Genomic DNA, 24,372 nt, shown 5'->3' on the forward strand with positions numbered 1-24,372 from the left:
CTTCTCGTCGAGGTGCTTGGGCAGGCGGTAGACCTCGTTGTCGTACTCGTCGTTCTTGGTCCACAGCTCGATCTGCGCGATGACCTGGTTGGAGAAGCTGTTGCTCATCACGAACGACGGGTGTCCGGTGGCGTTACCGAGGTTCAGCAGCCGGCCCTCGGACAGCACGATGATCGACTTGCCGGTGTCCCCGAAGGTCCACAGGTCGACCTGCGGGCGGATGTTGACCTTGGTGGCACCCGACTTCTCCAGCCGCGCGATCTGGATCTCGTTGTCGAAGTGGCCGATGTTGCCCAGGATCGCCTTGTCCTTCATCGCCTTCATGTGCTCGAGGGTGATGATGTCCTTGTTGCCGGTGGTGGTGATGACGATGTCAGCCTCGCCGATCACGTCCTCCACCCGCTTGACGTCGTAGCCCTCCATCAGCGCCTGCAGCGCGTTGATCGGGTCGATCTCGGTGACGGTCACCCGCGCGCCCTGGCCGGCCAGCGAGTCCACCGAGCCCTTGCCGACGTCGCCGTAGCCGCAGATCAGCACCTTCTTGCCGCCGATCAGCACGTCGGTGCCGCGGTTGATGCCGTCGATCAGCGAGTGGCGGCAGCCGTACTTGTTGTCGAACTTCGACTTGGTCACCGAGTCGTTGACGTTGATCGCCGGGAAGGCGAGGTCGCCGGCCGCGGCGAACTGGTAGAGCCGCAGCACGCCGGTGGTGGTCTCCTCGGAGACGCCCTTGATCGACGCGGCGATCTTGGTCCACTTGTCCTTGTCGGTCTCGAAGCGCTTACGCAGCAGGCTCAGGAACACCCGGTGCTCAGCGGAGTCGTCTTCCTCATCGGGCGGCACCACGCCGGCCTTCTCGTACTGAGCGCCACGCAGCACCAGCATGGTGGCGTCGCCACCGTCGTCCAAGATCAGGTTGGCCGGCTCATCGGGCCAGGTCAGAACCTGCTCGGCGGCCCACCAGTACTCCTCGAGGGTCTCGCCCTTCCACGCGTACACCGGAACACCCTGCGGCTTCTCGGGGGTGCCGTGCGGGCCGACGACCACCGCGGCGGCGGCGTGGTCCTGGGTGGAGAAGATGTTGCAGGAGGCCCAACGGACCTCGGCGCCCAGCGCCGTGAGCGTCTCGATCAGCACCGCGGTCTGCACCGTCATGTGCAGCGAACCCGAGATCCGGGCCCCCTTGAGCGGCTGGACGTCGTGGTATTCGCGGCGCAGCGACATCAGACCCGGCATTTCCTGCTCGGAGAGCTCGATATCGCGACGGCCGTAGTCGGCCAGCGACAGGTCGGCCACCTTGAAGTCGAGCCCGTTCACCACGTCGGGGGTCAGCTGCTGTTCGGTCGTCGTCATCTACTACTCATTTCTTCGGTCAACTAATTAGCTTGGTTACATATTAGTCGCGCCGCGCCCGCGGCTGCGACACAGGTTCAGTCGGATTCCACAAGCCTATTAGTTGGCTTCGCCCGGCTCGCCGGTGGTACCACCCCGGGCCTCCGCGTCGAAGTCCTCCCGCAACACGCCGTACCGCTCGGCCGCCGGCGTCATGAGTCGTGCCAGGTCAGCGGCTACGTCATGGTCGGACTCCGGCGGCATCGACACGTAGCTCATGGCCAGCCGGACGATGGCGCGCGCGATCATTCCGGAGTCTTCCTCGCTGGCGCGCATCCAGCTGTGCATGAACGACGACGTCAGGCGGGCCGAGCAGTGCGTGATGGTCGGCCCGCTGTCGGTGGTGATGATCTGCAGCAGGTCGGGTTTGGCCACCCCGGTCAGCAGCGATATCACCAGCGGATCGGCGGCCGAGTCGGCGAAGAACGCCCGAAAGCCTTGCAGGAAGGCCGCATAGACCTCGCCGACGTTGGCGTAGATGGCGTCTTCGACGGCATCCACCAGCCGGTCGGCCAGCCGTAGCGCGTAGCCCTGGGCCAGGCCGTGCCGCGATCCGAATTCGTTGTAGATGGTCTGCCGGCTGATGCCCGCGGCGCGGGCCACGTCGGCCAGCGTGATCGCCGACCAGTCCCGGCTACCCAGTAGCTCGCGCATCGCGTCGAGCACCGAATCACGCAGAAGGGCCCGCGACGCCTCGGCGTACGGGACCCTTCGCATACGCGCGACCCTAACGCCTGTCGCGCCACTCCTGTGTAACGCGGCGCTCGGCATGGTCGCGCTGGTGGCTGTCACGAGCGGGCGACTTCCACCATTTCGAAGTCCGACTTCGCCGCGCCGCAGTCCGGGCAACTCCAGTCTTCGGGGATGTCGTCCCAGCGGGTGCCGGGCGCGATGCCGTCCTCCGGCCACCCCTTGGCCTCGTCGTATTCGAAGCCGCACTGCACGCAGACGAACAGTTTGTAGTCGCTCATTTCCTTACCTCCAGAATTTCGAAGTCGGGCTTTTCACGTACAGCGCAGTCCGGGCAGCCCCAGTCCTCGGGAAGGTCGTCCCACCGGGTTCCCGCCGGGAATCCTTCCCGCACAGCGCCATTGGATTCTTCGTAGACGTAGTCGCAGCCTGGGCAGCGGTAGGCGGACATCAGGCCGCGGCTCCGTAGCGGGCCAGCATCTTCTCGCGCAGGCGTGGTTGCACATTGACCCGGGTGATGTCGCCGCCGTAGTGCGCCAGCACCCGGTGGTCCATCAGCCTGCGCCATAGCGGCGGGAAGTAGGTCAACCCGATCAGCGCCGCGTAACCGCTCGGCAGGTTCGGCGCCCCGTCCATGCTGCGCAGCGTCTGGTAGCGCCGGGTCGGGTTGGCGTGGTGATCACTGTGCCGCTGCAGGTGGTACAGGAACAGGTTGGTGACGATGTGGTCGGAATTCCAGCTGTGCTCCGGCGTGCAGCGCTCGTACCGGCCGTTGTCGTTCTTGAGCCGCAACAGGCCATAGTGCTCGAGGTAGTTGACCGACTCCAGCAGGCTGAAGCCGAAGACCGCCTGGACGATCAGGAACGGGATCAGCGCCGGGCCGAACACCGCGATCAACACGCCCCACAGCACCACGGTCAACAGCCAGGCATTGATGACGTCATTGGACAGATAGGTCTTGGGGTTCCACGGGTTGCCGCCCTGTCGGCGCACCCGCTGAGCCTCCAGCCGCCAGGCCGACTTCGCACTACCAAAGACGCTGCGCGGCAAGAACTCCCAGAAGGTCTCGCCGAACCGGGCCGACGCGGGGTCTTCCGGTGTCGCCACCCGGACGTGGTGGCCGCGGTTGTGCTCGATGTAGAAGTGGCCATAGCCGGTCTGCGCGAGGGTGATCTTGGACAGCCAGCGCTCCAGCTCGTCCTTCTTGTGCCCCATCTCGTGAGCGGTGTTGATGCCGACGCCGCCCAGCGCGCCCACCGACAACGCGAGACCGATCTTGGCCGGCCAGCTCAACGGCCCGTCGTAGCCCAGCCAGCTCAGGTTCGACGCGGTGAACAGGTACGCGCCGAGGATCAGGCTGACGAACTGGAACGGGATGAAGGCGTAGGTGCAGTACCGGTAGTACTTGTCGTTCTCCAGCCACTCCATCACCTCGTCGGGAGGGTTCTGCCCGTCGGCGCCGAACCGTAGGTCAAGGGCCGGCAGCAGGATGTAGAGCAGGATCGGTCCGATCCAGAACAGCACCTGTGATGCGGTCTGCCAGCCGGCCTGATTCATTGCCCAGACGAACGGCAGGATCGTCAACAGCAGCGTCGGGACGATCAGTCCCATCAGCCACAAGTAGCGCTTCTTGTCCTGCCACACCCTTGCGTTCGGACCTAATGCCGCGGTCATATCGCCAACCTCCTTGTGAGCCATAACACCCTTGAGATTGGACATTAGCGCGCTCTGCGTCCTTTGTCTAGACACAGAGCCTATGTTTGTAAAGCGTTGTGGATGACGCGGGCGTCAGCCGCCTACCCGCGCGCTGGCATCACGGCTGGCCAGAACCGATTTTCGGCGTCCATAGCCCAGGTAGATGAAAACCCCGGCGAACATCCACACGCCGAATCGAATCCAGGTCACGACGGTCAGGTTGACCATCAGCCAGACACACGCGCACACCGAGGCGATCGGCAGCAGCGGCACCATCGGCGCGCGAAACCCGCGTGGCAGGTCCGGACGGCTGCGGCGGAGCATGATGACGCCGGCGGAGACCAACAGGAACGCGAACAAGGTGCCGACGTTGACCATTTCCTCGAGCTTGTCCGCCGGAAATGCCGAGGCGGTGGCGCCAACCAGCAACGCAACCAGCACCGTGACGCGCACCGGGGTGCCGTGCGAACCGGTCTTGGCGAGCTGGCGCGGCAACAATCCATCGCGTGCCATGGCGAACAGCACCCGGCATCCACCGAGCAAAAGCACCATCACCACCGTGGTCAGGCCGGCCAGCGCGCCGATCGAGATGATCCCGGAGGCCCACTGCACGCCGTTCGCGGCGAAGGCGGTGGCGAGGTTGGCGTGACGACCGCCGGAAGTGGTCTTCAGCTGCGTGTAGGAGACCATGCCGGACAGCACCACTGACACCGCCACGTAGAGCACGGTCACGATGCCCAACGTGGCCAGGATCCCGCGAGGGACATCGCGCTGCGGGTTCTTGGTCTCCTCGGCCATCGTGGCCACGATGTCGAAACCGATGAACGCGAAGAACACGATCGAGGCCCCGGCGAGCACGCCGTACCAGCCGTAATGGCTGCCGTGCGCGCCGGTGAGCAGCGACAGCAATGACTGGTCGACCCCGCCGCCGGCGTTGCCGGCCTCGGGCGGCGGAATGAACGGCGAGTAGTTCGCGGCCTTGATGTAGAAGGCGCCGACGACGATAACCAGCACCACCACCGCGACCTTGATCGCGGTGACCACCATCGAGAATTGCGACGACAACTTGGTGCCAAGAGCGAGCAGGGTGGCCACCAGCGCAACGATCACCAACGCGCCCCAGTCCAGCGTCAGCGGCCCGACATTGATTGTGCCACTGGCCAATCCGAGCACCGTTTGCAGGTAACTGGACCAGCCCTTGGCGACGACGGCGCCGCCGATCGCCAGTTCCAGGACGAGGTTCCAGCCGATGGTCCAGGCCACGAATTCGCCGAAGGTGGCGTAGGAGAACGTGTAGGCGCTGCCCGCCACGGGCAGCATCGAGGCGAATTCGGCGTAACACAGTGCGGCCAGCCCGCAGGTGATCGCCGCGATGACAAACGAGATCCAGATCGCCGGCCCGGTGATGTCACCCGCGGTAGAGGCGGTGACGGTGAAAATGCCGGCCCCGATCACTACCGACACCCCGAACACGCACAGATGCCACCAGCTCAAGTCCTTGCGCAGCTGGGTATCCGGGTCGTCGGTGTCGGCAATCGATTGTTCGATCGATTTGGTGCGCCAGCGGTCAGCCATGGTCCCGGACAGTACCGAGTACGGTGGCCAGATGGGTGGGGAGAATTCCCGGGGGCACGCCGTAGTTATCGGCGCCAGCATCGCCGGATTGTGCGCGGCGCGGGTGCTGTCCGACTTCTACGACCGGGTAACGGTGTTCGAGCGCGACGAGCTGCCGGCCACCCCCAGCAACCGCACCGCCGTCCCGCAGGGCCGTCACGTTCATCTGCTGATGGCACGCGGCGCGATGGAATTCGACGGGTTGTTCCCCGGTCTGCTTGACGGCATGGTGGCCGCCGGCGTCCCCATCCTGGAGAACCGGCCGGACTGCATCCACTTCGGCGCGGCCGGCCACGTGCTGGGCACCGGACACACACTGCGCGATCAGTTCACCGCCTACGTGCCCAGCCGCCCGCAGCTGGAATGGCAGATCCGGAGCCGGGTATGCGACATCGCCAACGTCGACATCCAGCACCGCTCGGTGGCCCAACCGCGTTTCGACTTCGATGCCCAGCGGGTGACCGGGGTGTTGCTGGACAGCGATGCCGACGAGCCCGACTTCATCGCCGCCGACCTGGTCGTCGACGCGGCCGGCCGCGGCACCCGGCTGCCGGTGTGGCTGGAGCAGTGGGGATTTCAGCGTCCGCCCGAGAAGACGGTCGACGTGGGCATCGGCTATGCGTCGCACCAGCTTCGGCTTCCCGACGGCGGGATCCGTGAGCGGGTGATCGTTGCCGGCGCGTCGCGGGAGCAGCCGCTCGGACTGGGCCTACTCGGCTACGAGGATGGCACCTGGACACTGACAACCTTTGGCGTCGCGAAAGTCGAACCGCCGCATACCTTTTCCGAAATGCTGGCGTTGGCCAACACGCTGCTTCCCGAACGGATCGCCACCGCGCTGCAGCAGGCCGAGCCCGTCGGCGAGGTGGCTTTCCACCGCTACCCCGTCAGCCGGTGGCGCCGGTACCACGAGCTGGAGCGGTTTCCGGCCGGGATTCTCCCGCTGGGCGACGCGGTGGCCAGTTTCGACCCGACCTACGGCCAGGGTATGACGATGACCTCGCTGCAGGCCGGTCACCTGCGCCGAGCGCTGGCCGGGGGTGCGGGCGAAGACCTGGCGCGCAGGGTGAACCGGGCCACCGCCAAGTCGACGTATCCGGTGTGGATGATGACGGCGATCGGCGACCACACCTTCCACCACGCGACCGGGGACAAGCCGTGGTGGTTCGGCCCGGTCGGCAGTCTGTTCGACCAGTTCCTCGGCGCCGCCGAGACCGATCCTGTTCTGGCCGAATGGTTTTTGCGCCGGTTCTCGTTGCTGGACAGCCTTTACATGGTCCCGTCGGCGAGGCTGGTCGGCCGCACCATTCGGCACAACATGCGACTCTGGCGCGCCGAGCGTCGAGCTGGCCGGCCAGAACGCCGCGGCGCGCTGGCGCCGCACTAGTCACAGGCCGACGGTAGCCCGGAAGATCTTCGTCGGCTCGTGCGCGACCAGCCGGATGGGACCGTCGTCGGCGGCCACCCAGGCGGCGGCGCCACGCGTGAGCGTCAGCGCCCCGGCCTTGCCGTGCACCGCCGTCGCACCCTCGACGCACAGTAGGATCTGCGGACCGTCGTGCCGCGACGGCGCATCGACTTCGTGGCCGATCTGGTCGTCACCCAACGTGAGCATGGACGCCGCGAACTCCACGGTGGGCGTGTCGTAGAACGACGCCAGTCCATCCGGATGTGTCTGGGCACGCAGTTGAGATTCGGTGGTCGGGTTGAAGTTCAGGACTCGCAGCAGCTCGGGAACGTCGACGTGCTTGGGGGTCAGGCCACCCCGTAACACGTTGTCGGAGTTGGCCATTACCTCTAGGCCGACGCCGCGTAAGTAGGCGTGCAGATTGCCGGCCGACAAGAAGATCCCCTCGCCTGGACCGAGCGTTATCCGGTTGAGTAGCAGCGCGGCCAGCACGCCGGCGTCGCCGGGATAGCGCTCGCCCAGCTCCAGCACCGTCTTGGCTACTGCCGCGAATTCCGTTGCGCCCGAACTCAAGTAGTTGATGGCGCCATCCAGTACCGCAGTCACCAGCACGTCGACGTCGGGCTGCGGGGCGGTGATCCAGGTGGTGAACAGGGCCCGCAGTCCGTCGGCGTCGGATTGGTCGTTCAGCAAATCGATGAACGGATCCAGGTCGGACACCGCCAGGGCCCGCAGCAGCTCGATGGTGTGGGCCGCGGGACGGAAGCCGGCCAGCGCCTCGAATGGCTGCAGCGCCACCAACAACTCGGGCTTGTGGCTGGAGTCGCGGTAGTTACGCACCGGCGAGTTCACCGGGATGCCGAGGCGTTCCTCGCGCCGGTACCCCTCGGCGGCTTGCTCGGAACTGGGGTGCGCCTGCAGCGACAGCGGCTCCTCGGCCGCCAGCACCTTGAGCAGGAACGGCAGCGCATCGCCGAACCGGGCCCGGGCCGCGGCGCCGAGCTGGCCTTCGGGATCAGCGAGCACCGCCTGCAACAGCGAGACTTCGCCATCGGGCTCTTCGAGGAAGGCGGGGTCGCCCGGGTTTGCCCCGAGCCACAGCTCGGCTTCGGGATGGGCGGCCGGTACTGGGCGACCAGTGAACTCCGCGATGGCGGTCCGTGACCCCCACGCGTACGTCCGTATCGCTCCACGTAGCAACCGCACTGTCTATAACCTCAGACCCAGTTATCCCCGCACCAGCCGCAAATAAACCGCAGCCATCTCCAGTCGGACAGCCAATATAGCCAGCTGCTGCTCCACCCGTTGTGCGCCGGGCAGGGCGCGGCGGCCATCCAGCAGATCAGGCACATCCTCGGCACCGACCATGTCCACGTCGTCGAACTGGGCGATCCGCGACGCCACCACAGTCCGCTCGGCATCCAGCGTCAACGCCAGCACCCGAAGCCGCTCGGCGATCGGCCCGTCGATCTCCTCGTCGTGGAACAACGACTCCGTCGGGTCGGCGTACCCCGACCCCGCCCCCGCACCCAGCGCAATCAGCGCGTCCGCCAGACCGGCGGGCGCGGCCACCTCGTGCGCGATCCTCAGCAGAACCGCGCACCCGTGTCGGGCCAGCATCAGCGTCGCGGCACAGTCCCCGGCCAGCACCACCCGGCGCCGCGACATGCGCTCGACCAGCGCCTTGGCCGGATTGGTGAACACTTCGCGGCTGGCACTGTTACGCAGCGCTTCGGCGTCCAGTTCGTCGGCCAATACGGCGAGGTCCACCCGCATCTTGGGATCGACACTTTGCAGGACAGCCAGCCCCACGGCCAGGTATCGGCACAGACCGAACCCGTCGGCGACCGGCAGCCGCGGATCCAAGACCGCCGCCCGGCCGGCCGTGGCATCACGCAGCGGGCCGTCGTACGGCGCCGCGACCACCACCCGCGCGCCGCGGCGCACCGCGCTCGCGGCAGCTCCGACCAGTGCCGGATCGCCAGGGTCGTCGCCCGCCACGATCAGCATGTCCAGCGCGCCGATCCACGGCGGCGCCTCGGCGGCGATCACTATCGGCGTGGGTGCACCACCTGACGTCGCGGCCAGCATGGTGCCCGCGGTCTCCGCAGTACCCCGTCCGGCAACCCAGATGACGGTGCGCGGGAGATCACCACCCAGCGAGTCCAAGGCACCCTCATCGAGTGCGGCGGCGACCGCGCGGACATGCGCGCCGCCCATCGATGCCGCCCGCAGCAGTCCCTCGCGGTCGGCCGCAAGCAGGCCGTCGGTGTCGTCGAGGTCGATCACGGCCTGGGCCGCGTTCACGTCACGGCCTCCGGTTGCCCGACCTGCCGGGCGATCTCATCGGCGACCTGCTCGACGACCGCGTCGACATCCTCGGTGCAACGTCCTTCCACATTCAGCCGCAGCAGCGGCTCGGTGTTGGAGGTGCGCAGGTTGAACCAACTGCCCTCGCCGAGGTCGACGGTCACCCCGTCGAGGTGGTCGATGGAGTGGATCCGGGTGCCGAACGACTTGAGCACCGCCTCGACGCAGGAGCCCGCATCGGCCACGGTGAAGTTGATCTCGCCGGAGGACTCGTAGCGCTGGTAGTCGGCGGTGACCTCGGACAGCGGGCGTTCCTGGTTCCCTAGTGCGGCAAGCACATACAGCGCGGCCAGCATCCCGGAGTCGGCTCCCCAGAAGTCGCGGAAGTAATAGTGTGCCGAGTGTTCCCCGCCGAAGATCGCACCGGTGTCGGCCATCAGCCCCTTGATGTAGGAGTGCCCGACCCGTGAGCGCACCGGCGTGCCACCGCGCTCGACGACCAACTCCGGCACCGCGCGCGACGTGATCAGGTTATGGATCACCGTCGCGCCGATCTCCCGGCTCAGCTCGCGCGCGGCGACCAGAGCGGTCACCGTCGACGGCGACACCGGCTCGCCGCGCTCGTCGATGACGAAACAGCGGTCGGCGTCGCCATCGAACGCCAACCCGATGTCGGCGCCGCTGTCGCGCACATGGGACTGCAAGTCGACGAGGTTCGCCGGGTCCAGCGGATTGGCCTCGTGGTTGGGAAAAGTGCCGTCGAGTTCGAAGTACAACGGCAGCAACGTGATCGAGTCGATCGCACCGAATACCGCGGGTGCGGTGTGGCCCGCCATCCCGTTGCCGGCGTCGACGGCCACTCGCAGCGGACGCAGCCCCGAGGTGTCGACCAGCGAGCGCAGGAAGTCGCCGTACTCGGCGAGCACATCCTTGTCGGTGACGGTTCCGGTGGGCCCCTGGTGGGACGCGACTCCGGCGATGACGTCGTCGCTGATGGTCGTCAACCCGGTGTCGGCGCCGACCGGCTTGGCACCCGCCCGGCACAGCTTGATGCCGTTGTAGGCGGCCGGGTTGTGGCTTGCGGTGAACATCGCTCCCGGGCAGTCCAGCAGCCCCGAGGCGAAATAGAGCTGATCGGTCGAAGCGAGGCCGATGCGGACCACGTCGAGACCCCGGCCGGTGACGCCGGCCGCGAACGCGGCCGCCAGCGACGGCGAGCTGTCGCGCATGTCGTAACCGATGACGACCTGCCGCGCGCCTTCGCTACGCATCAGCGTCGCGAAGGCGGCACCGACGTCGGAGACGAACGGCTCGTCGATTTCCGAGCCGACCAGACCTCGCACGTCATATGCCTTGATCACACGGTGGACAGCCGCAGCGGGCCGAGACATCGAGGGGCTCCTGACTAAGTGGACAACTTGGTCGCCAGCCTAGCCCGGCGACGACGCGGACCGGCACGGTCCGCCGTGGGGGCACCGCCAGCCGCGCGGCGGCGAGGGGGCGAGCCGGCGGTTGCTATTCGGCGGGGTCGGGTAACACGCGAAGGTGACCACGGCGACGCCCGTTCCCGGCCGGGCGCTGGCCGGCCGAGGTCAAGACACCGGTCGCCGGCGCCTCGGCCGTCGCACCGTTGTATTGGGCACCCGAGGGCTGGGCGCCCAAGTCGTGGAACCCGTTGACCGGGCCGCCGCCGGCGGCCACATCGCGGCCCTCGCGCACGGCTTCGGCCAGCGCGATCAGGTCGTCCTCGTCGGGGTTGGTGGCCAGCGGGCCGGAGTGCCGGACGAGCTCCCAGCCGCGCGGCGCGGTGATCCGGCCGGCATGACTCACGCAGAGGTCCCAGGAGTGCGGCTCGTGGGCGATGGCCAGCGGCCCGATGACCGCCGTCGAATCCACGTACACGAAGGTCAGCGTCGCCACCGCGTAATGCGGACAGCCAGGCCGGCAACAGCGACGCGGAACGTTCACGATCGAGAGATTATCGTGCGGAAACGTCCACACGGCGCCGGACACGCGCATTCGCTGGGGCCGGGATGCCCAACCGTTACCATCGCCGAGTGAGCGATTCGCGCAGCTCCTCGCGCGGCCGGCACCCCGTGGGCAAAAAGGTCTCGCGGCGCGGCCGCGATATGCGCGGTCCGCTGCTGCCGCCGACGGTGCCCGGGTGGCGCAGCCGCGCCGAACGCTTCGACATGGCGGTGCTCGAGGCCTACGAGCCCATCGAGCGGCGATGGCAGGAACGACTGTCAGGGCTCGACGTGGCGGTCGACGAGATCCCGCGGATATCGGCGAAAGATCCCGAAAATGTGCAGTGGCCACCGGAGGTGGTCGCCGACGGGCCGATCGCACTCGCCCGGCTGATCAGCGCCGGCGTCGACGTGCGCGGCAGCGCGACCCGCGCGCGAGTTGTGTTGTTCCGCAAGCCAATCGAGCGACGCGCCAAAGACACGGTCGAGCTGGCTGAATTACTGCATGAAATCTTGGTGGCTCAAGTGGCCACCTATCTGGACGTCGAGCCCTCGGTCATCGACCCGACGATTGATGATGAATAACGGGTGGTCGTAAGCGCGAGGTAGTCGGGCGCGGCGAATCACCCGTTATCGAATGACCGCGTCGCGTCAGATGATTCCGCGCTTGAGGCGGCGGCGTTCCCGCTCCGAGAGGCCGCCCCAGATTCCGAAGCGCTCGTCGTGGGCCAAGGCGTATTCGAGGCATTCACTGCGCACCTCGCAGCCAAGGCAGATCTTCTTGGCCTCGCGCGTGGAGCCGCCCTTCTCGGGGAAGAACGCCTCCGGATCCGTCTGAGCACACAACGCACGGTCTTGCCATTGATCGGTCTCGACCTCGGCGGCTTCGAATTCATCTTCGACGACCGTGTCGGGAACCAAACTCAAATGGGGCCTTGGGGATACCCCTGTGATCGGCAAGCCGGGAGTGGTGTGCGGTGGTGTCCCACCCATTAAGCCTCGAAGGTGTTCATAGGACATGCTCCGCCTCCTCACCTGGTTTTAGTTGATCGTGAATGTGACCACTGTTTTGATGTCGGTCATCCCGATTCGAACAAATGATCGAATCTCGGTCTGCGACACCGAATCCGGCCGGCCAACCGAAATGACACTGCTGTGATTACACACGGGTAAGAGGCTCTTTGCAAGCGATTCGGAAGATTTCCATATCATCTCGTGACCAATTTTTTGCGACACTGACACCGTTGGGGCCTTGGCGTGTCGGTCACACCCGTCACACAAGGCATTCCGGCACCAAACCCTCGCTCCGATTGCGCCACTCACCTCGGCGTCTCCACCGAGGTCGCGCGTACTGTCGTGCGGTGTGAAGGTCACGGTTCTGGTCGGCGGGGTCGGGGGCGCCCGCTTCCTGCTCGGGGTGCAGCAACTACTCGGCTTGGGCCAATTCGCCTCCGCGTCTGCGCCCGTCGGCGAACACGAACTGACCGCGGTCGTCAACATCGGCGACGACGCCTGGATGCACGGGGTGCGGGTCTGCCCCGACCTGGACACCTGCATGTACACCCTGGGTGGCGGCGTCGACCCGGAACGCGGCTGGGGCCATCGTGGCGAAACCTGGCATGCCAAGGAGGAACTCGCGCAGTACGGGGTGCAGCCCGACTGGTTTCAGCTCGGCGACCGCGACCTGGCCACCCATCTGGTGCGTAGCCAGATGCTGCGCGCCGGCTACCCGCTCTCGGAGGTGACCGCCGCGTTGTGTGACCGCTGGCAGCCCGGCGCACGACTGCTGCCCGCCAGCGACGACCGTTGCGAAACACATGTCGTCATCACCGATCCCGCCGACGACAGCCAGCGCGCGATCCACTTCCAGGAGTGGTGGGTCCGATACCGCGCGCAGCTGCCGACGCACAGCTTCGCCTTCATCGGCGCTGAAAATGCCAATGCGACAACGGAAGTCACGGATGCGATCGCCGATGCCGACGTGATCCTGGTGGCGCCGTCGAATCCGGTGGTCAGCGTCGGCGCGATCCTGGCTATCCCCGGGATCCGTGCGGCGTTGCGGTCCACCGGCGCCCCCGTCGTGGGCTACTCGCCGATCATCGACGGAAAGCCGTTGCGAGGCATGGCCGACGAGTGTCTCAAGGTGATCGGGGTGGCCTCGACCGCCGAAGCTGTTGGGCGGTACTACGGTGCGCGGGCAGGGACTGGGATCCTGGATTGCTGGCTGGTCCACGAGGGCGATCACGCCGAAATCGACGGTCTCGCAGTCCGATCAGCGCCATTGCTGATGACCGACCCGAAAGCCACGGCCGAGATGGTGAGCGCCGGTCTCGAACTCGCGGGCGTGGCGGCGTGACCGCCCCGGCGACCGGTGGAGAACACGGCACCGCGTCACCGATCGAGATCCTGCCGGTCACCGGGCTTCCCGAATTCCGACCCGGCGATGACCTGACCGCCGCGCTGGCCGCGGCCGCACCCTGGCTGTGCGACGGCGACGTGTTGGTGGTCACCAGCAAGGTGCTGTCCAAGTGCGAGGGCCGCCTGGTGCCCGCACCGGAAGATCCCGAGGCCAGAGATGCGTTGCGCCGCAAGCTTGTCGACGCCGAGTCCGTCCGGATACTGGCCCGCAAGGGCCGGACGCTGATCACCGAGAACGGGCTTGGCGTGGTGCAGGCCGCGTCCGGCGTGGACGGATCCAACATCGGCAGCAACGAATTGGCACTCCTGCCCGTCGATCCCGACGGCAGCGCCGCGCAGTTGCGGGCCGGCCTACGCGAAAGGCTTTGTGTCACGGTAGGGGTCGTCATCACCGACACCATGGGCCGTGCGTGGCGCAACGGCCAGACCGACGCGGCCGTCGGCGCGGCCGGCATCTCGGTGTTGCACGGCTACGCGGGCGCGGTCGACCGGCACGGCAACGAGCTGTTGGTCACCGAGGTCGCCATTGCCGACGAGATCGCGGCGGCCGCCGATCTGGTCAAGGGCAAGCTCACCGCGATACCGGTGGCCGTGGTGCGGGGTCTGCCGGCCGGCGTGGTGACCGATACCGACGCGACGGCCCGACACCTCGTGCGGTCCGGCACCGACGACCTCTTCTGGCTGGGCACCGCCGAGGCCTTGGAGCTGGGTCGTCAGCAAGCCCAGCTGATGCGCCGCTCGGTGCGCCAATTCGCCGCCGATCCGGTACCGCCGAAACTCGTCGAGGACGCGGTCGCCGAAGCGCTCACCGCCCCGGCTCCGCATCACACCCGACCGGTGCGCTTCGTATGGCTGCAGACACCGGCGACACGCAGCCGGCTGCTCGAGCGGATGCGCGACAAGTGGCGCGCCGACCTCACCGGCGACGGCAGGCCGGCCGACTCGGTCGAGCGGCGAGTGGGTCGCGGTCAGATCCTCTTCGACGCACCCGAAGTCGTCATTCCGATGCTGGTGCCCGACGGCGCGCACAGTTATCCCGACGCCGCGCGCACCGATGCCGAGCACACCATGTTCACCGTCGCGGTCGGGGCCGCGGTGCAGGCGCTGCTGGTGGCCTTGGCGGTGCGCGGAGTGGGTAGCTGCTGGATCGGTTCGACGATCTTCGCCGCCGATCTGGTCCGCGACGAACTCGGCCTGCCGGACGACTGGGAACCGTTGGGCGCCATCGCCATCGGCTATGCCGACCAGCCCGTGACCGAGCCTCGCCAACCCGTCACGGTCAATGATCTGCTGGTGCGCAAATGAGCGTTCGATCCTCGGCGATAGCGCTGCTGTCCGACTGGCAGGCACCGGATCGGTCGCAGGACTCACTGCGTAACGCGGTGCTGGCGTTCCTGGACGCCCGGGAGGACGCCTGCCTTCGGGAATGCGTACCGGGCCACATCACGGCCTCGGCGTTGGTGCTCGACGACACCGGCGGTCAGGTGTTGTTGACGCTGCATCCACGGCTGGGCCGGTGGGTCCAATTGGGTGGGCACTGCGAGGATTCCGACGCCGACATCGTGGCGGCAGCGCTGCGGGAGGCCACCGAAGAATCCGGCGTCGACGGTCTGCGGATCACGCCCGATCTGGCCGCGATCAACGTCCACGCGCTCACCTGTTCGCTGGGTGTACCGACCCGTCACATCGACTTGCAGTTCGTGGCGCAGGCACCGTCCGCGGCGCAGATCACGATCAGCGACGAATCAGTGGACCTGCAATGGTGGCCGATCGACGCGCTGCCACCCGGCACCGACGCGGCGCTGGCGTATCTGGTCGAGCGCGCTCAGACGTCGCTGGAGTAGCGGATGCCGCCGTCGGGAATGTGTACGCCCGGCCAGACCCGCGCTCCCCGCAGCAGCTCGCAGCGGGCGCCGATGTCGGCGCCGTCGCCGATCACGCCGTCGCGGACCAGCGCCCGCGGACCGATCCGCGCGCCGAACCCGATGATCGAACGTTCGACGACGCTGCCGGCCTCGATCCGCACGCCGTCGAAGATGACTGCGCCGTCCAACCGGGCACCGGGGCCGATCTCAGCGCCGCGTCCGACAACGGTGCCGCCGATGAGCAGCGCCCCGGGCGACACCGCGGCGCCGTCGTGCACCAACTGCTCGCCGCGATGGCCACCCAGCGCCGGTGACGGAGCGATTCCGCGCACCAGATCCGCCGATCCGCGCACGAAGTCTTCCGGGGTGCCCATGTCACGCCAGTAGCTGGCGTCGACGTATCCGCAGACATTGACGCCGTCGGACAGCAGGGCGGGAAACACCTCGCGCTCGACCGACACCTCGCGCCCGCGAGGAATCCGATCGATGGTCTCGCGGGAGAACACGTAGCAGCCGGCGTTGATCTGATCGGTCGGCGGATCCTCGGTCTTCTCCAAAAACGCGGTGACTCGGCCGTCTTCGGTCGGCACGCAACCGAAGGCCCGGGGATCGCTCACCCGCACCAGGTGCAGGGTCAGGTCGGCCTGCTGCTGGTGGTGGTAGTCGAGTAGTTGACCGAGATCTGCTCCGGACAGCACGTCGCCGTTGAACACCATCGCCGTGTCGTGGCGCAGACGGTCCGCGACGTTGGCGATTGCACCGCCGGTGCCCAGCGGGCTCTGCTCGGTCACATATTCGATCTGCAGACCCAGTTTGGACCCGTCACCAAACTCAGCCTCGAAAACTGCTGACTTGTAGGACGTTCCGAGGATCACGTGCTCGATGCCGGCTGCGGCTATCCGCGACAGCAGATGAGCGAGGAAGGGCAGCCCGGCGGTGGGCAACATCGGCTTGGGCGCCGACAGCGTCAGGGGGCGCAGCCGGGTGCCTTTACCGCCAACGAGGACGATTGCGTCGACCTGCTTGCTCACCTCACCGATGCCCTTCTGCCGAACTGCGCGCCATCAGCCGCGACCGCACCGCCAAACCGGCCCGGAAGGCCAGCCGCAGCGGAGCACGCCATGGTCCAGAATGACGGTCGGCGAGGTAGGTGTAGGTGCTTTTGTGATGCGCCGCCAAATTGCGCGACGACTCCCGCGCGGTCGCGTGGCCCTTGTGATGCAGCACTTCGGCCGACGGCACATAGACGTTGAGCCAGCCCGCGCGGCCCATCCGGTCGCCGAGATCGACGTCCTCCATATACATGAAGTAGCGCTCGTCAAAGCCGCCGATCTGCTCGAAGGCCGTGCGGCGCACCAGCAGGCACGATCCAGACAGCCAGCCGACCGGTCGCTCGCTGGGCTCGAGCCGCTCCTGGCGGTAGGCGGCCGACCACGGGTTCGTCTTCCAGAGCTGTCCGACGACCGCGTGCATCCCGCCGCGGAACAGGCTGGGCAGCTGGCGCGCCGACGGATACACCGACCCATCGGGGTCGTGAATCAACGGCCCGAAAGTCGCAGCGCGCGGCCAACGGGCGGCGGCGTCCAGCAGCGCGTCGATGCTGCCCGGGCCCCACTGCACGTCCGGGTTGGCCACGATGATCCATTCGTCGACATCGCCGAGCTCCGCGATCGCGCGGTTCACCGCGCTGCCGTAGCCGAGGTTGGACCCGGTGGAGAACAGTCGTACGCCCGGGTAGCGCTCGACCGCCGCCTGCGGCGCCCCGTCGGTGGAGCCGTTGTCGGCCATCAGGACACTGACCGGCCGTTCGGTCGCATGCGACAGCGAGGCCAGAAACCGGTCCAGATGCGGGCCCGGCGAATAGGTCACCGTGACCACCGGCAAGACGTCGCTCACGGGTTGAGGGTAGCGGTCAGGCATCCAGCGGCGCGGACAGCGCCGCCTCCAACGCTTCTCGCCATGGCCGCAGCGGTGGCAGACCCGCGGCCTGCGACTGGCGCGCGGACAGTGCCGAGTACGGCGGCCGCGCCGCCGGTCGCGGATTGTGGTCGCTGCTCACCGGCCGCACCCGCTCGGGGTCGGCGCCGACGCCCTCGAACACCGCGCGGGCCTGTCCGAATCGGGTGACCTCGCCTCCGTTGGCGGCATGCACGATTCCCGACGGGGCGTCCACGCGCCCGTCGACCACCTCGAGCAGCGCGCCGACCAGGTCGACGACATACGTGGGCGAGCCGGTCTGGTCGTCCACCACGTCGATGACGCGGTCGCCCGCGGCCAGCTTTCGCATGGTCGCGACGAAGTCCTTCCCGGCTCCGCCGGTGTAGACCCAGGCGGTGCGGACCACCACGGCCTGCGGCAGCGCCGCCAACACCGCCTGCTCGCCAGACAGTTTGGTCTGCCCGTAGACGCTCAGCGGCCGGGTCTCGTCGCCCGGCTCATACGGCCGGGGCGCGGCGTCGCCGAAGTCGCCGCTGAACACGTAGTCGGTGGAGATGTGCACCATCCGCGCGCCGGCCCGCGCGCAGGCCTGGGCGAGGTATTCCGGGCCGGCGGCGTTGACCGCGTGCGCCCTGGCCTGGTCCGCTTCGGCATCGTCGACGGCGGTGTAGGCCGCGCAGTTGACCACCACGTCGCCGGCCTGCACGATCTGGGCGGCCAGTTGCGGGTCGGTGATATCCCACCGCGACGACGTCAACGCCAGCACGTCGCGCCCTCGCCGAGTGGCCTCGGCCGCCAGCACGCTACCGACCTGCCCGCCGCCGCCCGCGATCACGATTCTGCCCGTCATGGGTTACGAGTCTGGCACGCCGGGTCTCGGCTACCAGCGATACCGCTGTGACGCAAGTAGCCTGATGTGATGCCTGAGCAACGAGTGACTCGTGCTATTGCGAGCGTCACAGCGGCACTGGTCGTTCTCGTGACAGGGGTGGCATGGGGCAAAGTCCGCTCCTTCGAGGACGGGATCTACCACGTCTTCGCGCCGTCGCTGGGCCACGGCGCCGATGACGGAGCGCTCGACATCCTGCTGGTCGGCATGGACAGCCGCGCCGATGCTCACGGCAATCCGCTGAGCCCGCAAGAGCTCGCGACGCTACGGGCCGGTGACGAGGTGGCGAGCAACACCGACACGATCATCCTGGTGCGCATCCCCGACAACGGAAAGTCGGCCACCGCGATCTCCATTCCGCGCGACACCTACGTATCCGCACCGGGCCTGGGCAAGACCAAAATCAACGGCGTCTACGGCGAGACCAAGGAAGAGAAGCGGGTCAGCCTGGTCAAATCGGGCATGGCGGCCGACGAGGCCGAGCGGGAAGGCACCGAAGCCGGCCGCGAAGCGCTGATCAAGACGGTCGCCGACCTCACCGGCGTCACCGTCGACCACTACGCCGAGATCGGGCTGCTGGGCTTCTCACTGATCACCGATGCCCTCGGCGGCGTCAAAGTCTGCCTCAAACAGCCTGTCTTCGAACCACTTTCGGGTGCCGACTTCCCGGCCGGCCCGCAGAAGCTCAACGGCCCGCAGGCACTGAGCTTCGTTCGCCAGCGCCACGAGTTGCCGCGCGGCGACCTGGACCGGGTGGTGCGTCAGCAGGTGGTGATGTCCTCGCTGGCTCATCAGGTGATCTCCAGTAAGACGCTGTCCAGCCCGGCGACGATGAACCGGCTGCAGTCGGCGATCCAGCGTTCGGTGGTGCTGTCATCCGGCTGGGACATCATGGATTTCGTCAATCAGCTGCAGAAGTTGGCCGCGGGCAAGATCGCCTTCGCCACCATTCCGGTGCTCGACGAGTCCGGCTGGAGCGACGACGGCATGCACAGCGTGGTGCGGGTCGATCCGCACCAGGTCCAGGACTGGGTCGGTGGCCTGCTGCAGGATCAGGCCAAGGGCAAGACCGAGGAGCTGGCCTACGCACCGGGCAAGACCAGCGCCAGCGTGCTCAACGACACCGACATCAACGGCCTCGCCGCTTCGGTGTCACAAGTGTTGACCGCCAAAGGATTCAGCACGGGCAAGGTCGGCAACAACGACACCGCGCACGTATCCAGAAGCCAAGTACAGGCCGCCAATGCCGACGACGTTGGCGCCAAAGCCATCGCGAAAGAACTCGGCGGGCTGCCCGTCATCGCCAGCACGTCGGTACCGCAGGGCACGGTTCGGGTGGTGCTGGGCAATGACTACACCGGACCGGGATCGGGACTCAGCGACGGCGGCCCCAAGCTGGCGGCCGCGACGCACCAGGACTCCGAGGCTCCCCCTCCCTCGCCGATCCTGACCGCGGGCTCCGACCATCCGGAGTGCGTCAACTGATCTACTGACCCGGTGAACCTCAGCGCGGCGATCCTGGATCCGATGCTGCGCGCCGACCCGGTCGGCCCGCGCATCACCTACTACGACGACGCCACCGGCGAACGCATCGAGCTGTCGGCGGTCACGCTGGCCAACTGGGCGGCCAAGACCGGCAACCTGTTGCGCGACGAGTTGGGCGGCGGCCCGGCCAGCCGGGTGGCAGTGCTGCTGCCGGCGCACTGGCAGACCGCGGCCGTGCTGTTCGGCGTGTGGTGGATCGGCGCGGACGCAGTACTGGACGGCCGCAACGACATAGCCGCCGACATCGCCCTGTGCACGGCCGGGCGACTGGACGAAGCCGACGCCACCGGTGCCAGTGAGGTCGCGGTGCTCTCACTCGATGCGTTCGGGCGTCCGGCGCCCGATCTGCCGATCGGCGTCACCGACTACGCGACCGCGGTTCGGGTCCATGGCGACCAGATCGTCGCCGAGCAGCATCCCGGCCCGGCGCTGGCCGGCCGATCCGTCGCGCAGGTGCTGGATGCCTGCCAAAAGACCGCGTCGGCAAAGGCTTTCACCGCCGACGACCGCGTGCTGTCGACCGCCTCCTGGAGCACCGCCGACGACGTGATCGACAACTTGTTGAGCGTGTTGGCGGTCGGCGGGTCGCTGGTGCACGTCGCCAACCCCGACCCGGCCGCCTTGGCGCGCCGGACGGAAACCGAGAAGGTCACCCGGAGTCTCTAGCCACTGCTGTCACAGGCGCCACGCAGCGGCGGCAGTGCATTTTCTGCCCACCTTCGAGCGACAACGGCGCAGCTGTCGCTTCGAGGTGGCACATCGGCTGCCTGAACTTCGGTGGAAACAAGGTCCGTCAATCCATGTTGATATCGCTATATGACGATGCTACGGTCGTCGAAAGGCAATAAGCTCGTGCGGTACGAGACAACGGGAGGACGTTCGCGATGGTGGTGTCAGGCCTACTCGGAAAAGCAGCCGGGACGGTGGTTACCGGCGTGGTCGGCGTCAGCGCTTACGAACTCCTGCGTAAGGCCCTGGGCAAGGCCCCGTTGCATGACGCCGCGGTCACCGCGACCGAGTGGAGCCTGCGCGGCACGCGGCGGGCCGAGGAAGCAGCCGAGTCCGCCCGGCTGAAACTGGCCGACGTGGTGGCCGAAGCTCGCGAGCGTATCGGTGAGGAGGCACAGCCTCCCGCCATCGGCGATCACGACCACGATCACGAGCACTGATCGGCGCACATGACCGACTTATTGGTCGTGTCCGACGCCGCCGGGCGGATGCGGGTCAAGGTGCCGTGGGTGCGCGCGGATTCACGGCGCGCGGTCGCGGTGGAAGAGGCGGTGGACTCCCAGCACGGTGTACGGGCTGTACACGCCTATCCGCATACCGGCTCCGTCGTGGTCTGGTATTCGCCGAAGCGCTGCGATCGCACCGAAGTGCTGGCGGCCATCACCTCTGCCGAACACGTTGCCGCCGAACTTATTCCGGCTCGCACCCCGCGGTCGTCGGATATCCGCAACACCGAGGTGCTGCGGATGGTGATCGGCGGCGCGGCGCTGGCCCTGCTCGGCGTGCGCCGCTACGCCTTCAACCGGCCACCCCTGCTGAGCGCGTCCGGCCAGCTGGTCGCGACCGGGGCGACGGTGTTCATGGGCTACCCGTTCCTGCGCGGCGCGTTGCGCGGCCTGCGGTCCGGGCGCGCCGGCACCGATGCGTTGGTCACCGCAGCGACCGTCGCCAGCCTGGTGCTGCGCGAGAACGTAGTCGCACTCACGGTGCTGTGGCTGCTCAATATCGGTGAATACCTTCAAGATCTGACCCTGCGCCGGACCCGGCGGGCCATCTCGGATCTGTTGCGCGGCACCGCCGACACCGCGTGGATCCGGCTGGACGACGGGAACGAGGTCCAGGTGCCGATCGACACCGTTCAGATCGGCGACGACGTGGTCATCCACGACCACGTCGCGATCCCGGTCGACGGTGACGTGATCGACGGCGAGGCTGTGGTCGACCAGTCCGCGATCACCGGCGAAAACCTGCCGGTCAGCATCGTTGCCGGGTCGACGGTGCATGCCGGTTCGGTGGTGCTGCGCGGCCGCCTGATCGTCCGCGCCCGTGCGGTCGGCAATCAGACCACCATCGGCCGCATCATCTCCCGCGTCGAAGAGGCACAACACGACCGCGCGCCCATCCAAACCGTCGGCGAGAACTTCTCCCGCCGCTTCGTGCCGATCTCGTTCATCGTCTCGGCAATCACCCTGGCCCTCACCGGCGACGTCCGGCGCGCGATGACGATGTTGCTGATCGCCTGCCCGTGCGCGGTGGGCCTGGCGACCCCGACGGCGATCAGCGCGGCGATCGGCAACGGCGCTCGCCGCGGCATCCTGATCAAGGGCGGGTCGCACCTGGAGCAGGCCGGCCGGGTGGATGCGATCGTCTTCGACAAGACCGGAACGCTCACGGTCGGACGCCCAGTGGTCACGAACATCATTGCGTTGCATGATGATTGGCGACCCGAGCAGGTGCTCGCCTATGCGGCCAGCTCGGAGTTGCACTCTCGCCATCCACTGGCCGAGGCCGTCATCCGCTCGACCGAAGAACGCCGGATCACCATTCCGCCGCACGAGGAATGCGAGGTGCTGGTCGGGCTGGGCATGCGAACCTGGGCCGACGGCCGGACCCTGCTGCTGGGCAGCCCGTCACTGCTGCGGTCGGAGAACGTCGTGGTGTCCCGCGAGGCCGCCGACTGGGTCGACAAGCTGCGCCGTCAGGCCGAAACCCCGCTACTGCTCGCAGTGGACGACACGCTGGTCGGGCTGATCAGCCTGCGCGACGAGATCCGTTCCGAGGCTCTCGATGTGCTGAAGAAGTTGCGCGCAGGCGGAATCCGCCGAATAGTCATGCTGACCGGCGATCACCCAGACATCGCGAAAGTCGTTGCGGGCGAACTCGATATCGACGAGTGGCGGGCTGAGGTGATGCCCGAGGACAAGCTCGAGGTGGTGCGCCAACTCCAGGACGATGGCTACATCGTCGGGATGGTCGGCGACGGCATCAACGACGCCCCGGCGCTGGCCGCGGCGAATATCGGCATCGCGATGGGGCTGGCCGGCACCGACGTCGCGGTCGAGACCGCCGACGTCGCGCTGGCCAACGACGACCTTCGACGGCTACTCGACGTCGGCGACCTGGGCGCCCGCGCGGTCGAGGTCATCCGGCAGAACTACGGCATGTCGATCGCCGTCAACGCCGCCGGGCTGCTCATCGGCGCCGGCGGCGCACTATCACCCGTGCTCGCGGCGATCCTGCACAACGCCTCGTCGGTGGCCGTCGTCGCGAACAGTTCACGTTTGATTCGGTACCGCTTGGACTGAACGAGTGCACCGGCAGTCAGATCGGTGTCATGATGCCCCGATGTCTACTCCCCTCGACCCCGTTGCCAGCGAACGGCTGTCGCACGCCGACAAGGTCTTCACCTCGGACCTGTCCATCAACGAATTCGCACTTCTGCACGGGGCCGGTTTCGAGCCGCTCGACCTCGTGATGGGAGTGTCGGTCTACCACGTGGGCTACCAATTCACCGGTATCCGGCAACAATCCGAGCTGCCGGTGCTGACCGAGGCGACATATCGGGCGCGCTGGAACGCGATGGCCCGCATGCAGGCCGAGGCCGACGCTTTGGGTGCCGACGGCGTCGTCGGTGTCCGCCTGGAATGGCGCCAGCACGGCGCTGAATCGGAGCACCTGGAATTCATCGCGGTCGGAACCGCGGTGCGCTACACCCCTAAACCGGGCTCGTTCCGGCGGAGCAATGGTCAGGCGTTCTCGAGTCACCTGTCCGGGCAGGACATGGCGACGCTGATTCGGTCGGGTTATGCGCCGGTTGCTTTTGTGATGGGCAACTGCGTCTTTCACATTGCCGCGCAAGGCTTTCTGCAAACGCTGCGACAAATGGGCCGCAACGTCGAGATGCCACAGTGGACAACGGGAAACTACGAGGCGCGCGAGTTGGCCATGTCGCGCATGCAAAGCGAAGCCGAGCGTGACGGTGCATCCGGCGTCGTCGGAGTGCATTTCGCCATCCAAAACTACGCCTGGGGCTACCACACGGTGGAGTTCTACGCCGCCGGCACCGCGGTGCGGCGCAGCGGGACGGCCGAAACCATCGCGCCGTCGTTCGTGCTGGCCATGAACGACTGATGGCGGCTTTCGATGCCGAGCGAGTGAGCCGCACCGTCACCGACGCGCTGGCCGGACCGGGCGGAATCGCGTTGGTGATCAACGTTTTTGCCGGGCTGCCAGGCGTTGCGCATACCGCTGCCCGTCGGGGCGTGTTCAGGTCGCAACCCGCACGACTGCAGATCAGCGATTGGCGCTACGAGGTGACGCCGGATGGCCGGTTGATGGCCGCACATGTCGTCGGCGGCATCGTGATCGGCGAAGAGGTTCTGCTGGCAGAAGCGGTGGGGCCGCACCTCGCCCGCTCGCTCGGACAACTGGTCGCCCGCTACGGTCCCACGGTCGTGCCGAACATCGACGCGGCGGTGGACGCGTTGCGCGCCGGCGCGGGGTGAGCAAGGCCACCGGCGGCCGGCGAACAGCTCGCGGCTCAATTGCGAACAGCAACGTCGCGGGAATGCGATAATGCCCGGGTAAGGCGATGACGATGTAGGAAGCCGGTGCGAATCCGGCGCGGTCCCG

General features: G+C 67.4%; 25 protein-coding genes. 11 read left to right on the forward strand and 14 right to left on the reverse strand.

Annotated elements, in window-relative coordinates; translation table 11 throughout:
- The 6 genes from ahcY to VN856_RS06685 form a co-directional block, all read right to left on the reverse strand.
- The coding region (ahcY, locus tag VN856_RS06660) for an adenosylhomocysteinase (protein WP_325687354.1) at positions 1-1,353 on the reverse strand (1,353 nt) is incomplete at its 3' end.
- 99 nt (positions 1,354-1,452) lie between these two features.
- On the reverse strand, positions 1,453-2,163 hold the full coding sequence (locus VN856_RS06665) for a TetR/AcrR family transcriptional regulator (protein WP_325687392.1): 711 nt from the start codon (positions 2,161-2,163) through the stop codon (positions 1,453-1,455).
- 17 nt (positions 2,164-2,180) lie between these two features.
- Positions 2,181-2,363 (reverse strand): rubredoxin, encoded by a 183-nt coding sequence (locus VN856_RS06670; RefSeq protein WP_260744282.1) that lies wholly within the window; start codon positions 2,361-2,363, stop codon positions 2,181-2,183.
- A complete protein-coding gene (locus tag VN856_RS06675) occupies positions 2,360-2,533 on the reverse strand; it encodes a rubredoxin (protein WP_325687357.1) in 174 nt (57 codons plus the stop codon). The genes VN856_RS06670 and VN856_RS06675 overlap by 4 nt, the downstream gene beginning before the upstream one ends.
- Complete coding sequence (locus tag VN856_RS06680; protein WP_414686890.1) at positions 2,533-3,780, reverse strand: alkane 1-monooxygenase; 1,248 nt, start codon at positions 3,778-3,780, stop codon at positions 2,533-2,535. Before VN856_RS06680 ends, VN856_RS06675 begins: the two co-directional genes overlap by 1 nt.
- 90 nt (positions 3,781-3,870) lie before the next feature.
- Positions 3,871-5,352 (reverse strand): amino acid permease, encoded by a 1,482-nt coding sequence (locus VN856_RS06685; RefSeq protein WP_325687361.1) that lies wholly within the window; start codon positions 5,350-5,352, stop codon positions 3,871-3,873.
- Positions 5,353-5,383: 31 nt separating this feature from the next.
- Here VN856_RS06685 and VN856_RS06690 point away from each other — a divergent pair, with 31 nt between their 5' ends.
- Complete coding sequence (locus VN856_RS06690; RefSeq protein WP_325687363.1) at positions 5,384-6,778, forward strand: oxidoreductase; 1,395 nt, start codon at positions 5,384-5,386, stop codon at positions 6,776-6,778.
- Here VN856_RS06690 and manA read toward each other — a convergent pair whose 3' ends face one another.
- From manA to VN856_RS06710, 4 genes are all read right to left on the reverse strand, one after another.
- Positions 6,779-8,005 (reverse strand): mannose-6-phosphate isomerase, class I, encoded by a 1,227-nt coding sequence (manA, locus tag VN856_RS06695; protein ID WP_325687365.1) that lies wholly within the window; start codon positions 8,003-8,005, stop codon positions 6,779-6,781.
- A 21-nt stretch (positions 8,006-8,026) separates the two neighbouring features.
- Positions 8,027-9,106 (reverse strand): TobH protein, encoded by a 1,080-nt coding sequence (locus tag VN856_RS06700; protein ID WP_325687367.1) that lies wholly within the window; start codon positions 9,104-9,106, stop codon positions 8,027-8,029.
- Positions 9,103-10,500: a phosphomannomutase/phosphoglucomutase gene (locus tag VN856_RS06705; RefSeq protein ID WP_325687369.1), complete on the reverse strand. Its 1,398-nt coding sequence runs from the start codon at positions 10,498-10,500 to the stop codon at positions 9,103-9,105. The genes VN856_RS06700 and VN856_RS06705 overlap by 4 nt, the downstream gene beginning before the upstream one ends.
- 124 nt (positions 10,501-10,624) lie before the next feature.
- Entirely contained in the window at positions 10,625-11,077 is a 453-nt protein-coding gene (locus VN856_RS06710; RefSeq protein ID WP_325687371.1) for a DUF3499 domain-containing protein, read from the reverse strand.
- Positions 11,078-11,238: 161 nt separating this feature from the next.
- On the opposite strand from VN856_RS06710, the gene VN856_RS06715 reads away from it, so the two are divergent.
- Positions 11,239-11,661 carry a metallopeptidase family protein gene (locus tag VN856_RS06715; RefSeq protein WP_325687394.1) on the forward strand — a complete coding sequence of 141 codons (423 nt, stop codon included), beginning with the start codon at positions 11,239-11,241 and terminating at the stop codon, positions 11,659-11,661.
- Positions 11,662-11,727: 66 nt separating this feature from the next.
- On the opposite strand, the gene VN856_RS06720 is transcribed toward VN856_RS06715, so the two are convergent.
- A complete protein-coding gene (locus tag VN856_RS06720; RefSeq protein WP_325687396.1) occupies positions 11,728-12,069 on the reverse strand; it encodes a WhiB family transcriptional regulator in 342 nt (113 codons plus the stop codon).
- 370 nt (positions 12,070-12,439) lie between these two features.
- Between VN856_RS06720 and cofD the strand changes: the two genes are divergently transcribed.
- From cofD to VN856_RS06735, 3 genes are read left to right on the forward strand one after another with little or no spacing between them, the layout of a single operon-like run.
- Positions 12,440-13,432: a 2-phospho-L-lactate transferase gene (cofD, locus tag VN856_RS06725; protein ID WP_325687373.1), complete on the forward strand. Its 993-nt coding sequence runs from the start codon at positions 12,440-12,442 to the stop codon at positions 13,430-13,432.
- Positions 13,429-14,799 (forward strand): coenzyme F420-0:L-glutamate ligase, encoded by a 1,371-nt coding sequence (locus tag VN856_RS06730; protein WP_325687375.1) that lies wholly within the window; start codon positions 13,429-13,431, stop codon positions 14,797-14,799. Before cofD ends, VN856_RS06730 begins: the two co-directional genes overlap by 4 nt.
- A complete protein-coding gene (locus VN856_RS06735; RefSeq protein ID WP_325687377.1) occupies positions 14,796-15,338 on the forward strand; it encodes an NUDIX hydrolase in 543 nt (180 codons plus the stop codon). The genes VN856_RS06730 and VN856_RS06735 overlap by 4 nt, the downstream gene beginning before the upstream one ends.
- On the opposite strand, the gene VN856_RS06740 is transcribed toward VN856_RS06735, so the two are convergent.
- The 3 genes from VN856_RS06740 to rfbD are packed head-to-tail and all read right to left on the reverse strand — an operon-like array spanning position 15,320 to position 18,147.
- Complete coding sequence (locus VN856_RS06740; RefSeq protein WP_325687379.1) at positions 15,320-16,390, reverse strand: NDP-sugar synthase; 1,071 nt, start codon at positions 16,388-16,390, stop codon at positions 15,320-15,322. The two genes, VN856_RS06735 and VN856_RS06740, sit on opposite strands and share 19 nt — an antisense overlap.
- A 1-nt stretch (position 16,391) precedes the next feature.
- Complete coding sequence (locus tag VN856_RS06745; protein ID WP_325687398.1) at positions 16,392-17,237, reverse strand: glycosyltransferase family 2 protein; 846 nt, start codon at positions 17,235-17,237, stop codon at positions 16,392-16,394.
- Between the two features lie 34 nt (positions 17,238-17,271).
- Complete coding sequence (rfbD, locus tag VN856_RS06750; RefSeq protein ID WP_325687381.1) at positions 17,272-18,147, reverse strand: dTDP-4-dehydrorhamnose reductase; 876 nt, start codon at positions 18,145-18,147, stop codon at positions 17,272-17,274.
- A 69-nt stretch (positions 18,148-18,216) separates the two neighbouring features.
- On the opposite strand from rfbD, the gene VN856_RS06755 reads away from it, so the two are divergent.
- The 6 genes from VN856_RS06755 to VN856_RS06780 all read left to right on the forward strand — a co-directional run bounded on the left by VN856_RS06755 (position 18,217) and on the right by VN856_RS06780 (position 24,245).
- On the forward strand, positions 18,217-19,671 hold the full coding sequence (locus VN856_RS06755; protein ID WP_325687383.1) for an LCP family protein: 1,455 nt from the start codon (positions 18,217-18,219) through the stop codon (positions 19,669-19,671).
- Positions 19,672-19,713: 42 nt separating this feature from the next.
- A complete protein-coding gene (locus tag VN856_RS06760; RefSeq protein ID WP_325687400.1) occupies positions 19,714-20,397 on the forward strand; it encodes a TIGR03089 family protein in 684 nt (227 codons plus the stop codon).
- A gap of 218 nt (positions 20,398-20,615) precedes the next feature.
- Positions 20,616-20,900: a DUF1490 family protein gene (locus VN856_RS06765; protein WP_325687385.1), complete on the forward strand. Its 285-nt coding sequence runs from the start codon at positions 20,616-20,618 to the stop codon at positions 20,898-20,900.
- Between the two features lie 9 nt (positions 20,901-20,909).
- A complete protein-coding gene (ctpC, locus tag VN856_RS06770) occupies positions 20,910-23,045 on the forward strand; it encodes a manganese-exporting P-type ATPase CtpC (RefSeq protein ID WP_325687386.1) in 2,136 nt (711 codons plus the stop codon).
- Positions 23,046-23,085: 40 nt separating this feature from the next.
- The gene (locus VN856_RS06775; RefSeq protein ID WP_325687388.1) at positions 23,086-23,871 is read left to right on the forward strand and encodes a heavy metal-binding domain-containing protein; all 786 of its coding nucleotides are present in this window, start codon (positions 23,086-23,088) and stop codon (positions 23,869-23,871) included.
- The gene (locus tag VN856_RS06780; RefSeq protein ID WP_325687390.1) at positions 23,871-24,245 is read left to right on the forward strand and encodes a DUF5073 family protein; all 375 of its coding nucleotides are present in this window, start codon (positions 23,871-23,873) and stop codon (positions 24,243-24,245) included. Before VN856_RS06775 ends, VN856_RS06780 begins: the two co-directional genes overlap by 1 nt.
- Positions 24,246-24,372 lie beyond the last annotated feature (127 nt).

It is taken from the genome of Mycobacterium sp., assembly GCF_035603715.1.
In the GTDB taxonomy this organism is placed as follows: domain Bacteria; phylum Actinomycetota; class Actinomycetes; order Mycobacteriales; family Mycobacteriaceae; genus Mycobacterium.

Bases quoted from the DNA above. Each gene is read 5' to 3' on its own strand.
- VN856_RS06665 (WP_325687392.1), bottom strand. From the start codon at position 2,163: ATGCCGAGCGCCGCGTTACACAGGAGTGGCGCGACAGGCGTTAGGGTC.
- VN856_RS06670 (WP_260744282.1), bottom strand. From the start codon at position 2,363: ATGAGCGACTACAAACTGTTCGTCTGCGTGCAGTGCGGCTTCGAATAC.
- VN856_RS06675 (WP_325687357.1), bottom strand. From the start codon at position 2,533: ATGTCCGCCTACCGCTGCCCAGGCTGCGACTACGTCTACGAAGAATCC.
- VN856_RS06680 (WP_414686890.1), bottom strand. From the start codon at position 3,780: ATGGCTCACAAGGAGGTTGGCGATATGACCGCGGCATTAGGTCCGAAC.
- VN856_RS06685 (WP_325687361.1), bottom strand. From the start codon at position 5,352: ATGGCTGACCGCTGGCGCACCAAATCGATCGAACAATCGATTGCCGAC.
- VN856_RS06690 (WP_325687363.1), top strand. From the start codon at position 5,384: ATGGGTGGGGAGAATTCCCGGGGGCACGCCGTAGTTATCGGCGCCAGC.
- VN856_RS06705 (WP_325687369.1), bottom strand. From the start codon at position 10,500: ATGTCTCGGCCCGCTGCGGCTGTCCACCGTGTGATCAAGGCATATGAC.
- VN856_RS06715 (WP_325687394.1), top strand. From the start codon at position 11,239: ATGCGCGGTCCGCTGCTGCCGCCGACGGTGCCCGGGTGGCGCAGCCGC.
- VN856_RS06720 (WP_325687396.1), bottom strand. From the start codon at position 12,069: ATGGGTGGGACACCACCGCACACCACTCCCGGCTTGCCGATCACAGGG.
- VN856_RS06735 (WP_325687377.1), top strand. From the start codon at position 14,796: ATGAGCGTTCGATCCTCGGCGATAGCGCTGCTGTCCGACTGGCAGGCA.
- rfbD (WP_325687381.1), bottom strand. From the start codon at position 18,147: ATGACGGGCAGAATCGTGATCGCGGGCGGCGGCGGGCAGGTCGGTAGC.
- VN856_RS06755 (WP_325687383.1), top strand. From the start codon at position 18,217: ATGCCTGAGCAACGAGTGACTCGTGCTATTGCGAGCGTCACAGCGGCA.
- VN856_RS06760 (WP_325687400.1), top strand. From the start codon at position 19,714: ATGCTGCGCGCCGACCCGGTCGGCCCGCGCATCACCTACTACGACGAC.
- VN856_RS06765 (WP_325687385.1), top strand. From the start codon at position 20,616: ATGGTGGTGTCAGGCCTACTCGGAAAAGCAGCCGGGACGGTGGTTACC.
- ctpC (WP_325687386.1), top strand. From the start codon at position 20,910: ATGACCGACTTATTGGTCGTGTCCGACGCCGCCGGGCGGATGCGGGTC.
- VN856_RS06775 (WP_325687388.1), top strand. From the start codon at position 23,086: ATGTCTACTCCCCTCGACCCCGTTGCCAGCGAACGGCTGTCGCACGCC.
- VN856_RS06780 (WP_325687390.1), top strand. From the start codon at position 23,871: ATGGCGGCTTTCGATGCCGAGCGAGTGAGCCGCACCGTCACCGACGCG.